Origin of the sequence: Pseudomonas helleri, assembly GCF_001043025.1 — a bacterium.
Classification (GTDB): domain Bacteria; phylum Pseudomonadota; class Gammaproteobacteria; order Pseudomonadales; family Pseudomonadaceae; genus Aquipseudomonas; species Aquipseudomonas helleri.
In genome coordinates this window covers 98,614-110,784 of sequence record NZ_JYLD01000015.1, presented here as the reverse complement: position 1 = coordinate 110,784, position 12,171 = coordinate 98,614, and the positions used below count along the sequence as shown (strand labels likewise).

General features: G+C 59.3%; 15 protein-coding genes and 1 pseudogene. 8 read left to right on the top strand and 8 right to left on the bottom strand.

Annotated features, from left to right (window positions below; all coding sequences use genetic code 11):
• Positions 1-60: 60 nt before the first annotated feature.
• From TU84_RS21215 to oscA, 5 genes are all read right to left on the bottom strand, one after another.
• Positions 61-1,041 carry a sulfate/molybdate ABC transporter ATP-binding protein gene (locus tag TU84_RS21215; protein ID WP_048372581.1) on the bottom strand — a complete coding sequence of 327 codons (981 nt, stop codon included), beginning with the start codon at positions 1,039-1,041 and terminating at the stop codon, positions 61-63.
• 3 nt (positions 1,042-1,044) lie between these two features.
• Positions 1,045-1,917 carry a sulfate ABC transporter permease subunit CysW gene (cysW, locus tag TU84_RS21210; RefSeq protein ID WP_048372579.1) on the bottom strand — a complete coding sequence of 291 codons (873 nt, stop codon included), beginning with the start codon at positions 1,915-1,917 and terminating at the stop codon, positions 1,045-1,047.
• Between the two features lie 13 nt (positions 1,918-1,930).
• Positions 1,931-2,752, bottom strand: a complete 822-nt coding sequence (cysT, locus tag TU84_RS21205) for a sulfate ABC transporter permease subunit CysT (RefSeq protein WP_048372576.1) — start codon at positions 2,750-2,752, stop codon at positions 1,931-1,933.
• 90 nt (positions 2,753-2,842) lie between these two features.
• Positions 2,843-3,856 (bottom strand): sulfate ABC transporter substrate-binding protein, encoded by a 1,014-nt coding sequence (locus TU84_RS21200; RefSeq protein ID WP_048372574.1) that lies wholly within the window; start codon positions 3,854-3,856, stop codon positions 2,843-2,845.
• Between the two features lie 59 nt (positions 3,857-3,915).
• On the bottom strand, positions 3,916-4,098 hold the full coding sequence (gene oscA, locus TU84_RS21195) for a sulfur starvation response protein OscA (RefSeq protein WP_048372573.1): 183 nt from the start codon (positions 4,096-4,098) through the stop codon (positions 3,916-3,918).
• 310 nt (positions 4,099-4,408) lie between these two features.
• On the opposite strand from oscA, the gene TU84_RS21190 reads away from it, so the two are divergent.
• The gene (locus tag TU84_RS21190; protein ID WP_048372571.1) at positions 4,409-4,678 is read left to right on the top strand and encodes a TIGR02647 family protein; all 270 of its coding nucleotides are present in this window, start codon (positions 4,409-4,411) and stop codon (positions 4,676-4,678) included.
• Between the two features lie 188 nt (positions 4,679-4,866).
• A pseudogene (locus TU84_RS21185) lies at positions 4,867-6,141 on the top strand (class I adenylate cyclase); the annotation flags it as partial.
• A gap of 77 nt (positions 6,142-6,218) precedes the next feature.
• On the opposite strand, the gene rnk reads toward TU84_RS21185, so the two are convergent.
• From rnk to cyaY, 3 genes are all read right to left on the bottom strand, one after another.
• Complete coding sequence (gene rnk, locus TU84_RS21180) at positions 6,219-6,632, bottom strand: nucleoside diphosphate kinase regulator (protein WP_048372567.1); 414 nt, start codon at positions 6,630-6,632, stop codon at positions 6,219-6,221.
• Positions 6,633-6,778: 146 nt separating this feature from the next.
• Complete coding sequence (locus TU84_RS25775) at positions 6,779-6,985, bottom strand: DUF1289 domain-containing protein (protein ID WP_082148782.1); 207 nt, start codon at positions 6,983-6,985, stop codon at positions 6,779-6,781.
• Between the two features lie 2 nt (positions 6,986-6,987).
• Positions 6,988-7,320, bottom strand: coding sequence for an iron donor protein CyaY (gene cyaY, locus TU84_RS21175; protein WP_048372565.1), 333 nt, complete (start codon positions 7,318-7,320; stop codon positions 6,988-6,990).
• A gap of 205 nt (positions 7,321-7,525) precedes the next feature.
• Here cyaY and lptM point away from each other — a divergent pair, with 205 nt between their 5' ends.
• From lptM to TU84_RS21145, 6 genes are read left to right on the top strand one after another with little or no spacing between them, the layout of a single operon-like run.
• The gene (gene lptM / locus TU84_RS25770) at positions 7,526-7,681 is read left to right on the top strand and encodes an LPS translocon maturation chaperone LptM (protein WP_048372563.1); all 156 of its coding nucleotides are present in this window, start codon (positions 7,526-7,528) and stop codon (positions 7,679-7,681) included.
• Between the two features lie 9 nt (positions 7,682-7,690).
• Positions 7,691-8,938: a diaminopimelate decarboxylase gene (gene lysA / locus TU84_RS21165; protein ID WP_048372561.1), complete on the top strand. Its 1,248-nt coding sequence runs from the start codon at positions 7,691-7,693 to the stop codon at positions 8,936-8,938.
• Between the two features lie 4 nt (positions 8,939-8,942).
• Complete coding sequence (gene dapF / locus TU84_RS21160) at positions 8,943-9,773, top strand: diaminopimelate epimerase (RefSeq protein ID WP_048372559.1); 831 nt, start codon at positions 8,943-8,945, stop codon at positions 9,771-9,773.
• A gap of 13 nt (positions 9,774-9,786) precedes the next feature.
• Positions 9,787-10,503, top strand: coding sequence for a DUF484 family protein (locus tag TU84_RS21155; protein ID WP_048372558.1), 717 nt, complete (start codon positions 9,787-9,789; stop codon positions 10,501-10,503).
• A 2-nt stretch (positions 10,504-10,505) separates the two neighbouring features.
• Positions 10,506-11,402 (top strand): tyrosine recombinase XerC, encoded by an 897-nt coding sequence (xerC, locus tag TU84_RS21150; RefSeq protein WP_048372556.1) that lies wholly within the window; start codon positions 10,506-10,508, stop codon positions 11,400-11,402.
• Entirely contained in the window at positions 11,399-12,103 is a 705-nt protein-coding gene (locus TU84_RS21145) for an HAD family hydrolase (RefSeq protein WP_048372555.1), read from the top strand. The genes xerC and TU84_RS21145 overlap by 4 nt, the downstream gene beginning before the upstream one ends.
• Positions 12,104-12,171: the final 68 nt, after the last annotated feature.

Genomic DNA, 12,171 nt, shown 5'->3' with positions numbered 1-12,171 from the left:
GCACACCACATCGCAGCTTCGTACCTCATCAGCGACTACAACTCTATGGATAGGGTGTTTTTAAGCCTTCTGCCATACCTTCGGCTTAAAGAACAACGTCTCGCCGCGGGCCAGTTCGGTCAGGCTGTCATGGTCTTTGACCACTTCTACTTCGATCAGCTCGCTTTGCCCCTCAACCTTCAACGTCACCCGGGTGGTCGCACCCAGCGGGCGGATGTCGCGTACCTGGGCGGCGTGGTGGTCTTCGAGTTCGTGACGCGACAACGACACTTCGTGCGGACGGAACAGGACGTGGTTGTCCTCGCCCAAATGCAGGCGGTTGGAGTCACCCAGGAAGTGATAAACAAAGTCGCTGGCCGGGTTTTCGTAGACGTCACCCGGTGAGCCGATTTGCTCGATCACGCCTTTGTTCATGACCACGATGCGGTCTGCGACTTCCATCGCTTCTTCCTGGTCGTGGGTCACGAACACCGAGGTCAGGTTGATGTCTTCGTGCAGGCGCGCAAGCCAGCGGCGCAGTTCTTTACGGACCTTGGCGTCGAGGGCGCCGAACGGTTCGTCGAGCAGCAGCACTTTAGGCTCTACCGCCAGAGCGCGGGCCAGGGCGATACGCTGGCGCTGACCACCCGACAGTTGCTCCGGGTAGCGGTCAGAGAGCCAGTCCAGCTGCACCATGTTCAGCAGCTCGTGGACTTTTTCGGCGATGCGGGTTTCGTTCGGACGCTCGCCCTTGGGCTTCATGCGCAGGCCGAAGGCCACGTTGTCGAATACCGTCATGTGGCGGAACAGCGCGTAATGCTGGAACACGAAACCGACGTTGCGATCACGCACGTCATGGCCCGAGACGTCTTCGCCGTGGAAGACGATGCTGCCCTGGTCCGGGGTTTCAAGCCCCGCGATGATGCGCAACAGGGTGGTTTTGCCGCAGCCCGACGGGCCAAGCAATGCCACCAGCTCGCCGCTGTGGATGTCCAGATTGATGCTGTCCAGCGCTTTGAAGGCGTTGAAGTTCTTGCTGACGTTACGGACTTCGATCGACATGGTTTATTCCTCCGCGGCGCTGGCGCGCAGGCGGTTAATACGGGATTCGCTCCACTGCTTGAGCAGCAGGATGAAGAGCGCCAGGATCAGCAACAGGGTGGCCACAGCGAAGGCGGCGACGTGGTTGTATTCGTTGTAGAGGATCTCGACGTGCAGCGGCAGGGTGTTGGTCACCCCGCGAATGTGCCCGGAAACCACCGACACCGCGCCAAATTCGCCCATCGCCCGCGCCGTACACAGTACAACGCCGTAGATCAGGCCCCATTTGATGTTGGGCACAGTGACGTGCCAGAACATCTGCCAGCCATTGGCGCCCAGCAAGCGTGCGGCTTCTTCTTCCTGAGTGCCCTGCTCTTGCATCAGCGGGATCAACTCACGGGCCACGAAGGGCACCGTCACAAAGATGGTTGCCAGCACGATGCCCGGTAACGCAAAGATGATCTGAATGTCGTGGTCTTGCAGCCACTCGCCGAAGAAACCCTGCGCGCCGAACATCAGCACGTAGACCAGACCGGCGATCACCGGTGATACCGAAAACGGCAGGTCGATCAGGGTGACCAGGATACTTTTGCCGCGAAAGCTGTATTTGCTCACGCACCAGGCCGCACTCACGCCAAACACCACGTTGAGCGGCACCGAAATGACGACGGCGATGATGGTCAGCTTGAGGGCCGACAAGGCGTCGGGCTCAAGGATCGCATCGAAGAACGCACCGAAGCCCAGCTTCAGGCCCTGGGACACTACGATCAGCAGTGGCAACAGCAAGAAGCCGATAAAGAACAACCAGCCAAGTGCGATCAGCAGCCGGCGTGAAAGCGCGCTGCCACGGCGTGCAGCGTTGGCGGCGGAGGCCGCGTTTATAGACGAACTGGACATACGCTGGCCTCCTTCAGGATGGGGTTTCGATGCGGCGCTGGATCAAGTTGATCAGCAGCAGCAACACGAAGGAAACCACCAGCATCATCACGCCGATGGCGGTGGCGCCGGTGTAGTCGTACTGGTCGAGCTTGACCATGATCAGCAGCGGCAGAATCTCGGTTTTCATCGGCATGTTACCGGCGATGAAAATGACCGAGCCGTACTCACCGATGCCACGGGCAAAGGCCAGCGCAAAACCGGTCAACCAAGCGGGCAACAGGGCCGGCATGAGGATGTAGCGGAACACTTGCAGGGGCTTGGCGCCCAGGCAGGCAGCGGCCTCTTCGATTTCACGCGGGATGTCTGCCAGAACCGGCTGCACGGTGCGCACCACAAACGGCAGGGTCACAAAGGTCAGGGCCAGGGTAATGCCCAGCGGGGTGTAGGCGATTTTGAAGCCCAGGTCCGAGGCGAACTGGCCAATCCAGCCGTGGGGCGCGTACAACGTGGTCAGTGCAATACCGGCCACCGCCGTTGGCAGGGCAAAGGGCAGGTCGATCATGGCATCGATGATCTTGCGCCCGGGGAAGGTGTATCGCACCAGCACCCAGGCCAGAACGGTGCCGATGACGCCGTTGATCAAGGCGGCAAAAAAAGCGGTGCCAAAACTGAGCTTGAGCGCTGCCAACACCCGCGGCGCGGTGATGATGGCCCAAAACTGCTCCCAGGTGAGTTGCGCGGCATGCACAAACATGGCAGCCAACGGTATAAGCACGATGAGGCTGAGGTACACCAAGGTGTAGCCCAGCGTCAGCCCGAAGCCGGGTATGACGGGGGAAATACGACGAGACATAAGAGTCCTTGGTTAACGCACGAAGCCCGCAACAGGGTCGCGGGCTCTATGTTCTAGCTTTCAGCGTGGCTTAAAGCCCCGCCCCACAGGTTATTGCGCCTGGTAGATCTGGTCGAACACGCCACCGTCATTAAAAAATTTCGGCTGCGCAGTTTTCCAGCCGCCGAAGTCTTTGTCGATAGTGACAAGCTCCAGTTTCGGAAATTGCTCGGCGTATTTGGCCGCTACTTTTTCGTCACGCGGACGGTAGAAGTTCTTGGCTGCGATCTCTTGGCCAGCCGGGCTGTACAGGTGTTTGAGGTACGCGTTGGCGATCTCCAGGTTGCCTTTTCTCTCGGCGTTTTTGTCGACCACAGCCACCGGTGGCTCGGCCAGAATCGACAGGGAAGGCACGACGATTTCGAACTTGTCTGTACCGCCGTCTTCTTTCAGTGCCAGGAACGCTTCGTTTTCCCAGGCCAGCAACACGTCACCCTGACCGTTGTTGACGAAGGTAATGGTCGAGCCGCGTGCGCCGGTATCCAGCACCGGTACGTGCTTGAACAGCTCTTGCACGTAGGCATTGGCTTTGGCTTCATCGCCACCGTTGGCTTTCAGGCCGTAGGCGTAGGCTGCGAGGAAGTTCCAGCGCGCGCCGCCACTGGTTTTAGGGTTCGGGGTAATCACCGAGACGTCTTTCTTGACCAGGTCGTCCCAGTCCTTGATGCCTTTAGGGTTGCCCTTGCGCACCAGGAACACGATGGTCGAGGTGTACGGAGTGCTGGCGTCCGGCAGGCGGGTTTGCCAGTCGGCTGGCAGCGAGCCTTTGTTGAGTTTGGAGATTTCATCGATGTCGCCGGCCAATGCCAGGGTCACGACGTCGGCGCGCAAGCCGTCGATCACGCCACGGGCCTGTTTGCCCGAGCCACCGTGAGACTGCTGGATTTTGACGTTGTCGCCCGGGTGGCTGGCTTTCCAGAAATTAACGAACTCAGCGTTGTAATCCTGGTACAGCTCACGGGTTGGATCGTAAGAAACGTTGAGCAATTCGTAGTCTTTGGCTACAGCGGAGCCAGCAAAAATGGCACTGGCCAGCGCGGCCAGAGCGTAACGGCGTAGGGACATAGGTGAGGCTCCAAAGCGTTTCTAGTTGTTATGAACGCACTCCGATGAGTGCGTTTGGCTCAATTACTTTTCTGGCTCGGGTTCTGTAACCGGAATTTTTCTTTGCGTTCGATCTGAACCACTTGTGCGTTGTGCACGGTGATTTCGACGGCACCAAAGCGCAGGTCCCGTAGCGCGCTCTGGATTTCCCGCAGAATGGTGGCTTCGTCCTGACCGTCAACGCTACGCAGAGATGCGCTCATGGTGTGCTCCTGGAAATATGGGTTGCCGACTGAGGTGCTGGCGTGGATGTCATAGTAGTGAGGCGCGATTATTCTTAAAAATACTATTTAAGAATGTTTATATAACTGAAAGCGTGGTAGTCGGAGGGCAGGCTTTATTCGCGCGCGTAATCGAGGGCAGGGTCTACACTCCAATTGCCTCGTAAGCGCGTCAATGCGGGGCCGGCACGACACGCTGCTTATATAAGGTCAGAACTGTCACTGGACAGTTGGTGATAGTGGGATCACCTTAGAGCAGTTGTCGCCTTTTCCTGCATAGTCTGGAGTTTTTATGTCGTTTACCCCTGAGTTGGTTGCCGAACTGGAAGTCCTTGCACTGTTTGACCTGGAAAGTACGCTTGAGGGCCTGAAGATCCATCAGACCGCTGATCCACAACGGATTGCGGCAGCACAACGTTTGTATGACAAAGACCTGATCAATCAACCCGATGGTGGTTACCTGACCAGCCTGGGCCGTGATGCCGCCGAGCATGTCCAAGGGCTGCTGCTGATCCTTACTTCAGAGTCGAAGCTGGGCGAAAAACTGGCAGAAATTGCCTGACATCCCGCATTGCCCACGGAATCTCCCTCTTTGTTGATTCCGCGGGCGCATTCCCTGTTTCCCGTCTAATGTTCAGATATGTAAAAAATCTGACGTCAAAAACACAATCGCCCTAAGTCTTTTGTGCTGCTGGCTGTAAACTCACCTCCCCTCCTCTTTCTCGTTTGGCGAGCCGGTCTGAGTGTGCAATGACGCGCCCCCTGGAAGTAAGACCCGCTCTGAGTGAGGGAATCGATCGACAGGTTCTCCATCAGGTGCGTGAGCGGTTTCTGGCGGTCAACAACGGACGTCTGCAGCGCGCAATGGAAGGCCTGTTGCCCGCTCAGCAAACGATCCTGAATCTGTTGGCCCTGTTGTTTCATGTGAACGACCCGCTGCTGCCCGGCTATGTCTCGGACTGCACGCCGGCCGGTGTCTCGGGTTATGCCCCGGATGCGCCAACCCTGACGGCGGCGCAGGCGTTAGCCGCTGACTTTATCTATCGCCCGCAGCCCGGCCAGCCCCAGGCCATTCACGGCCTGTATCTAATGGGCAGCCTGGGCACGTTGGCGCAGACCGATCAGAGCGATATGGACGTGTGGCTCTGCCACGCGCCGGGTCTGGACGACCAGGCGTTGGCCAATTTGCGCAAAAAATGCCGCCGCCTGGAGACATGGGCTGCGGGCCAGGGCAGTGAGGCGCACTTTTTTCTGATCGATGCCCAGCGTTTCGCCCAGGGCGAGCGTGCTCTGCATTGCGACGTGGATGACTTTGTAAACGCGCAACATTCGTTGTTGCTCGACGAGTTTTATCGCACGGCGATCTGGCTCGGCGGGCGCACGCCGTTGTGGTGGTGGGTGCCCGCGTATGAAGAAGCCCGCTATGGCGAATTCATTCAGACGCTTGAGGCCCAGCGCCTGATCCCGACGGATGAGGTGATCGACCTCGGGCATTTGGCGCACATCCCGGCGGCCGAGTTTTTAGGGGCCGGGTTGAAGCAGTTGTTCAAGGGTATCGAGTCGCCCTACAAATCGGTGCTCAAACTGCTGTTGATTGAGGTGTATGCCAGCGAGCACCCGCGGGTGAGTTGCCTGAGCCTGGGCTATAAGCGCGCCGTGTACGCCCATCAACTAGACCTCGATGAGCTGGATCCGTACGTGATGGTGTACCGGCGCATTGAGGGCTATTTGCAGGCCCGTGGCGATGTTCAGCGCCTGGAACTGGTGCGCCGCAGCCTGTACCTCAAGGTCAATCACAAGCTCTCCGGCCATGCCCCGGCGCAGGGTGCCCCCTGGCAGCGTGCCCTGCTGGAGCGCCTGACCCACGAATGGGGCTGGGATGAGCAGCAGTTGGCGCAGCTGGACAACCGTTCGAACTGGAAGACCGGGCCGGACAGTCGTGAGCGCCTGGCGCTGTCGCGTGAGTTGAATGACAGCTACCGTTTTTTGAGCCAGCTGGCTCAGCATGAACACCCGATCAGGTTGCCCGTTATAACGGTCTAGGGCGTTTGGGCAGCGCTGCAAAACCGAGCGCTACCGCGGATCTGGTGTATCGGGGCAGTTTAAAGCTCGAAATCGCCTGCGGCTTCTGGCTGGTATTTAACTTCAAGCAATTCAAGTTTGAGGGTCTTGCCGCCGGGTGCCGGCCAGTTGATGTGCTGGCCCGTCTGCAAGCCCAGCAATGCGCTGCCGACCGGCGCCAGAATCGAAATTTTGCCTTCGTCTGCGTTGGCATCTTTTGGGTAGACCAGCGTCAGGTGGTAATCCTTGCCGCTGCTTTCTTCACGGCAATGCACGCGTGAGTTCATGGTCACGACGTTGGCCGGCACTTCTTCGTGGCCGACGACGTTTTCGGCACGATCCAGCTCGGCCTGCAACGCAACAACACCGGGTAACGTGTCATCCAGACTGTCGATCAGCTTCTCCAGACGTTGTACGTCCAGGCGTGTGAGGGTGATGGCGGGTGAAGTACTCATGACCTGGCAGACTCCTTTTTTCTGCACGGAAAAGCAAAACCCCGCCAGGACATGGCGGGGTTTTGACCAACCTCGTGTCGACGAGGCGAACTTGGACACTACCACAGCAAAATAAATACACAAGGTTGCCTGTAGGAGCGAGTCGATCAGCCTCGGCGCTCGCGGGCCTGCTCGCAAATGACCCGGCGGCGTGCATCACTTGCCGAGCGCCATTCGCGAATGTCTTCAACGTGGCGAAAACACCCCAGGCAGACCTTGTGTTCATCCAGCCGGCACGTGCTGATGCATGGGGACGGCACGGCCGGGCTGACGTTGCTGTAGAGCGGTTTTGCGGGTTTAGCAGGCGCAGTCACAATCAGATCTCGTCAAAATCCAGGTCAGCACCCGTGTGCTCCAGGGTCAGGCGCTGAACCATTTCGCTGAGCAGTTCCTCAGACGTATCGCAGACCCAGCGCGAGGTTTCTTCATCGTAGTCAAAGTGGAAACCTCCGCTTTTAGCGGCCAGCCAAAGCTGACGCAACGGTTCCTGGCGGCTGAAGATCAATTGGGCTCCACCTTCAAACTTAACCGTTAGAACACCGGCTGAGTTCTCCAGATCTACGTCCAGGTCACTCTCGTCAAAAACGTCTTCCAGCTGTTGCTGGGTTGCATCGACCAGATCGTGAAAACGGGCTTCATTCAAACTCATGGTGGAACCTCGTAGTGTCTAGTCATGCTCGGAGTTCGCAAGATACGGGCGCTCCAGACCGATTGCAAACCCTAAGACAACCCGCCGCAATAGCACACCTGATTATCCGGACAGGTGCCCCCCGCGCGAGCCGTCTGCTGCATAGGCAAGCTGGTGGGTGGTCGGTATACTCGGTCGCAATTAATGCTTTTCAAAGGATTTCGCCATGAAGCGCCTGATCTCTTCGTTTGCTGCGCTTGTCGCGGTTGCTTGCCTTGTTTCTGCCTGTGGTCAAAAAGGACCGCTGTATCTGCCCGATGACAGCAAAAACCCGGATGACCAAGCCAAATCGTCGCAATCTCAAGCGCACAAGCATCAATAAGGGAACACCATGGACGCTTTTAATTACCGGGACGGCGAGCTGTTCGCCGAAGGTGTTGCGCTGACGGCCATCGCCGAACGCTTCGGCACCCCGACCTATGTCTATTCCCGGGCGCACATCGAGGCGCAATACAACGCGTATGCCCATGCCCTGGAAGGCATGCCGCATCTGGTGTGCTTTGCAGTCAAGGCCAACTCCAACCTGGGTGTACTCAATGTCCTGGCGCGTTTGGGCGCTGGTTTTGACATTGTGTCGCGCGGTGAACTGGAGCGTGTGCTGGCCGCTGGCGGCTCGGCAGACAAAATCGTGTTTTCGGGCGTCGGCAAGACCCGCGACGACATGCGCCGTGCTCTGGAAGTTGGCGTGCACTGCTTTAACGTCGAGTCCACTGACGAGCTGGAGCGCCTGCAAGTGGTGGCTGCCGAGCTGGGCGTTCGTGCGCCGATCTCGCTGCGGGTCAACCCGGACGTAGACGCAGGCACGCACCCGTACATCTCCACCGGCCTCAAAGAAAACAAGTTCGGCATCGCCATCGCCGACGCCGAAGACGTGTACATCCGCGCCGCGCAACTGCCTAACCTCGAAGTGGTGGGCGTCGATTGCCATATCGGCTCGCAACTGACCACCCTCGAACCGTTTATCGATGCGCTTGATCGCCTGCTGGGGCTGATCGACCGTCTGGGCGATTGCGGCATTTACCTGCGCCACATCGACCTTGGTGGTGGCTTGGGCGTGCGTTATCGCGATGAAGAGCCGCCCTTGGCTGCTGACTACATCAAAGCTGTGCGTTCGCGTATTGAAGGCCGTGATCTGGCGCTGGTGTTCGAGCCGGGCCGTTTCATTGTGGCCAATGCGGGCGTACTGCTGACCCAGGTCGAGTACCTCAAGCACACCGAGCACAAAGACTTCGCCATTGTCGACGCGGCCATGAACGACCTGATTCGTCCGGCGTTGTACCAGGCCTGGATGGACGTGACCGCGGTACGCCCGCGTGACACCGAAGCCCGCCCTTACGACATCGTTGGCCCGATCTGCGAAACCGGTGACTTCCTGGCCAAAGACCGCCAGTTGGCGCTGGCCGAAGGTGATTTGCTGGCCGTGCATTCGGCAGGTGCCTACGGGTTTGTCATGAGCTCGAACTACAACACCCGTGGCCGCGCCGCCGAAATTCTGGTGGATGGCGACCAAGCGTTTGAAGTGCGCCGTCGCGAGACCGTTGCTGAGCTGTATGCCGGCGAAAGCCTTCTGCCGGAGTGAGCCCATGTTGCTGCGTTTTACCAAAATGCACGGCCTGGGCAATGACTTCATGGTTCTTGACCTGGTCAGCCAGCACGCGCACATTCTGCCCAAGCACGCCAAACAATGGGGTGACCGGCACACGGGTGTCGGCTTTGATCAATTATTGATCGTTGAGGCACCGAGCAACCCGGAGGTGGATTTCCGTTACCGGATCTTCAACTCCGACGGTTCTGAAGTTGAACAGTGCGGCAACGGTGCCCGCTGTTTCGCCCGTTTTGTGCTCGACAAGCGTTTGACCACCAAGCGTCAGATCAAGGTCGAAACCAAAAGCGGCATTATCGAACTGAACGTGCGCAGCGATGGGCAGATCAGCGTCGATATGGGCCCGCCGCGCCTGGTTCCGCACGAGATCCCGTTTGTGGCCGACGCCCAAGCGTTGAGCTATGAAGTGGATGTCGACGGGCAGCCGGTGCAGTTGGCCGCCGTGTCGATGGGCAACCCCCATGCGGTGTTGCGCGTTGACGACATCAACGCCGCGCCGGTGCATGAGCTGGGGCCAAAAATTGAACACCATCCGCGCTTTCCGGCGCGGGTTAACGTGGGCTTTTTGCACGTGATTGATCGTCAACGCGGGCAACTGCGGGTGTGGGAGCGTGGTGCCGGGGAAACCCAGGCCTGCGGTACCGGCGCCTGTGCGGCTGCGGTGGCGGCAATCAGCCAGGGCTGGATGGACTCACCGGTGACCCTCGATTTGCCCGGAGGTCGCTTGTCCATTGAATGGGGTGGCCCAGGCCAGTCCGTGATCATGACCGGCCCGGCGATGCGTGTGTACGAAGGACAAGTCCGTTTATGAGCGAGCGCATCTGATGACCGACCAGCCACAGCCTTCCGACCTTGAACTGCCTGCTGACGCTCTGGAGGCTGCGACGGTTGCGGCCTACCTGGAGGCTCATCCGGACTTCTTCAATCAGCGCGACGAGTTGCTGCTGGCGTTGCGGATCCCGCACCAGCGCGGCGACACCATTTCGCTGGTTGAACGCCAGTTGGAGCTGTTGCGCGGTCGCAACATCGAGATGCGCCATCGTTTATCGCAACTGATGGACGTGGCCCGCGACAACGATCGTTTGTTCGAAAAAACCCGTCGCCTCAACCTCGCCCTGATGGACGCCACCAGCCTTGAAGAGCTGGTGATAGCCGTCGAAGACAGCTTGCGCCAGGATTTCCAGGTGCCGTTTGTCAGCCTGGTACTGTTTGGCGACAACCCGATGCCGGTCGGTCGCTGGGTCAACAGCGCCGATGCACAACGTGCCCTGGGTGGTTTGCTGGCCGAGGGTAAAGCGGTCAGCGGTAGCCTGCGTGAGCATGAGCTGGACTTCTTGTTCGGCGAAGAACAGCGCAAGCAAATCGGTTCGACGGCGGTGGTTGCGCTCAATCATCTGGGCCTGCATGGCGTATTGGCCGTGGGCAGCCGCGACCCGCAGCACTATAAAAGCTCGGTGGGCATGCTGTTTCTGGGGCATATCGCCGAAGTGCTTGGGCGAGTTTTGCCGCGCTTCACCAGCGCCCTGCGCTCGGTCCGCTAGCGGTGGAACACCAACTGGACGCTTACTGCACGCACCTGCGCAGTGAGCGCCAAGTGTCTCCCCACACGCTGGAAGCCTATCGCCGCGACCTGAACAAGGTTCTGGCCTTTTGCGTTAAAGAATCCATCCCCGATTGGCCTGCCCTGGATATCCAGCGCTTGCGCCAACTGGTGGCGCGTCAGCATCAGCAGGGCCAGTCTTCGCGCAGCATCTCGCGGCTGCTGTCGGCGGTGCGCGGGCTGTATCACTACCTCAACCGCGAAGGGCTGTGTGATCACGACCCGGCCAACGGCCTGTCGCCGCCCAAGGGCGAGCGCCGCCTGCCGAAAACCCTCGACACTGACCGGGCCCTGCAACTGCTCGAAGGTGCTGTCGAAGATGATTTTCTGGCGTTGCGTGACCAAGCCATTCTTGAGCTGTTTTATTCCTCCGGGCTGCGTTTGTCGGAACTGACCGGGCTTAACCTGGACCAGCTCGACCTGGCGGACGGCCTGGTGGAGGTGCTCGGTAAGGGCAGCAAGACGCGCGTGCTGCCAGTGGGCAAAAAGGCCCGGGAAGCGTTGCAGGCTTGGCTGCCTTTGCGCGGCCTGGCCAACCCGCAAGACGATGCGGTGTTCGTCAGCCAGCGTGGCACCCGGCTTGGCCCGCGGGCCATCCAGCTGCGGGTTAAAGCCGCTGGCGAGCGCGAGCTGGGGCAGAACCTGCACCCGCACATGCTGCGCCATTCATTTGCCAGCCATTTGCTGGAATCGTCTCAGGATTTACGTGCGGTGCAGGAATTGCTCGGGCATGCGGACATTAAAACCACGCAGATCTATACCCATCTGGATTTCCAGCACCTGGCATCGGTTTACGACAGCGCCCACCCACGGGCCAAACGCAGTAAGGGCAGTGAATGACCATTGAGCTGATTACCTTCGACCTTGACGACACCCTGTGGGACACCGCGCCGGTGATTGCCAGTGCCGAAACCGTGCTGCAAACCTGGCTGGCCGAAAACGCACCAAAATTGGGCGCGCTGGATGTTGCGGGGTATCAGGCGTTGCGCCAGCGAGTTTTGGTCGACGAGCCGCAACTCAAGCATCGCATCAGCGCATTGCGTCGGCGGGTGTTGTTCCACGCCTTGGATAGCGCGGGTTATGCGCAGGCTGCCGCGATGGCAGATGATGCGTTTGAGGTGTTCATTGAGGCGCGTCACAAGCTTGTTCTCTTTGAACATGCTGAGCACACGCTGAAGGCCCTGGCCCCGGATTACGCATTGGGCGTCGTGACCAATGGCAATGCTGACGTGCGCCGCATCGGGCTGGGGCATCACTTCAAGTTTGTGCTGTGCGCCGAAGACATTGGCATTGCCAAACCGGACGCCCGGTTGTTTCACGAGGCACTGCGCCTCGGCGGGGATATTTCGCCAGCGGCGACCGTGCACGTGGGCGATCACCCCGGTGATGACATTGCCGGCGCCCAGCAGGCGGGCTTGCGCGCCATCTGGTTCAACCCTGGCGGCAAACACTGGGACGGCGACAAAGCCCCGGATGCCGAAGTGGGCTGCTTGAGCGAACTGCCAGCGGTACTTAAAACGATGCGTACGCAGTCTCTGTAGTCGCTGCCGAGGTACGAGGCTGCGATGGGTTGCGCAGCGACCCCAATCGGCGGTCCTGCGGCCCGCAT

Bases quoted from the DNA above. Each gene is read 5' to 3' on its own strand.
- TU84_RS21190 (WP_048372571.1), top strand. From the start codon at position 4,409: ATGTCGTTTACCCCTGAGTTGGTTGCCGAACTGGAAGTCCTTGCACTG.
- TU84_RS21215 (WP_048372581.1), bottom strand. From the start codon at position 1,041: ATGTCGATCGAAGTCCGTAACGTCAGCAAGAACTTCAACGCCTTCAAA.
- rnk (WP_048372567.1), bottom strand. From the start codon at position 6,632: ATGAGTACTTCACCCGCCATCACCCTCACACGCCTGGACGTACAACGT.
- TU84_RS21200 (WP_048372574.1), bottom strand. From the start codon at position 3,856: ATGTCCCTACGCCGTTACGCTCTGGCCGCGCTGGCCAGTGCCATTTTT.
- cysW (WP_048372579.1), bottom strand. From the start codon at position 1,917: ATGTCCAGTTCGTCTATAAACGCGGCCTCCGCCGCCAACGCTGCACGC.
- dapF (WP_048372559.1), top strand. From the start codon at position 8,943: ATGTTGCTGCGTTTTACCAAAATGCACGGCCTGGGCAATGACTTCATG.
- lysA (WP_048372561.1), top strand. From the start codon at position 7,691: ATGGACGCTTTTAATTACCGGGACGGCGAGCTGTTCGCCGAAGGTGTT.
- TU84_RS21145 (WP_048372555.1), top strand. From the start codon at position 11,399: ATGACCATTGAGCTGATTACCTTCGACCTTGACGACACCCTGTGGGAC.
- TU84_RS21155 (WP_048372558.1), top strand. From the start codon at position 9,787: ATGACCGACCAGCCACAGCCTTCCGACCTTGAACTGCCTGCTGACGCT.
- cysT (WP_048372576.1), bottom strand. From the start codon at position 2,752: ATGTCTCGTCGTATTTCCCCCGTCATACCCGGCTTCGGGCTGACGCTG.
- cyaY (WP_048372565.1), bottom strand. From the start codon at position 7,320: ATGAGTTTGAATGAAGCCCGTTTTCACGATCTGGTCGATGCAACCCAG.
- oscA (WP_048372573.1), bottom strand. From the start codon at position 4,098: ATGAGCGCATCTCTGCGTAGCGTTGACGGTCAGGACGAAGCCACCATT.
- lptM (WP_048372563.1), top strand. From the start codon at position 7,526: ATGAAGCGCCTGATCTCTTCGTTTGCTGCGCTTGTCGCGGTTGCTTGC.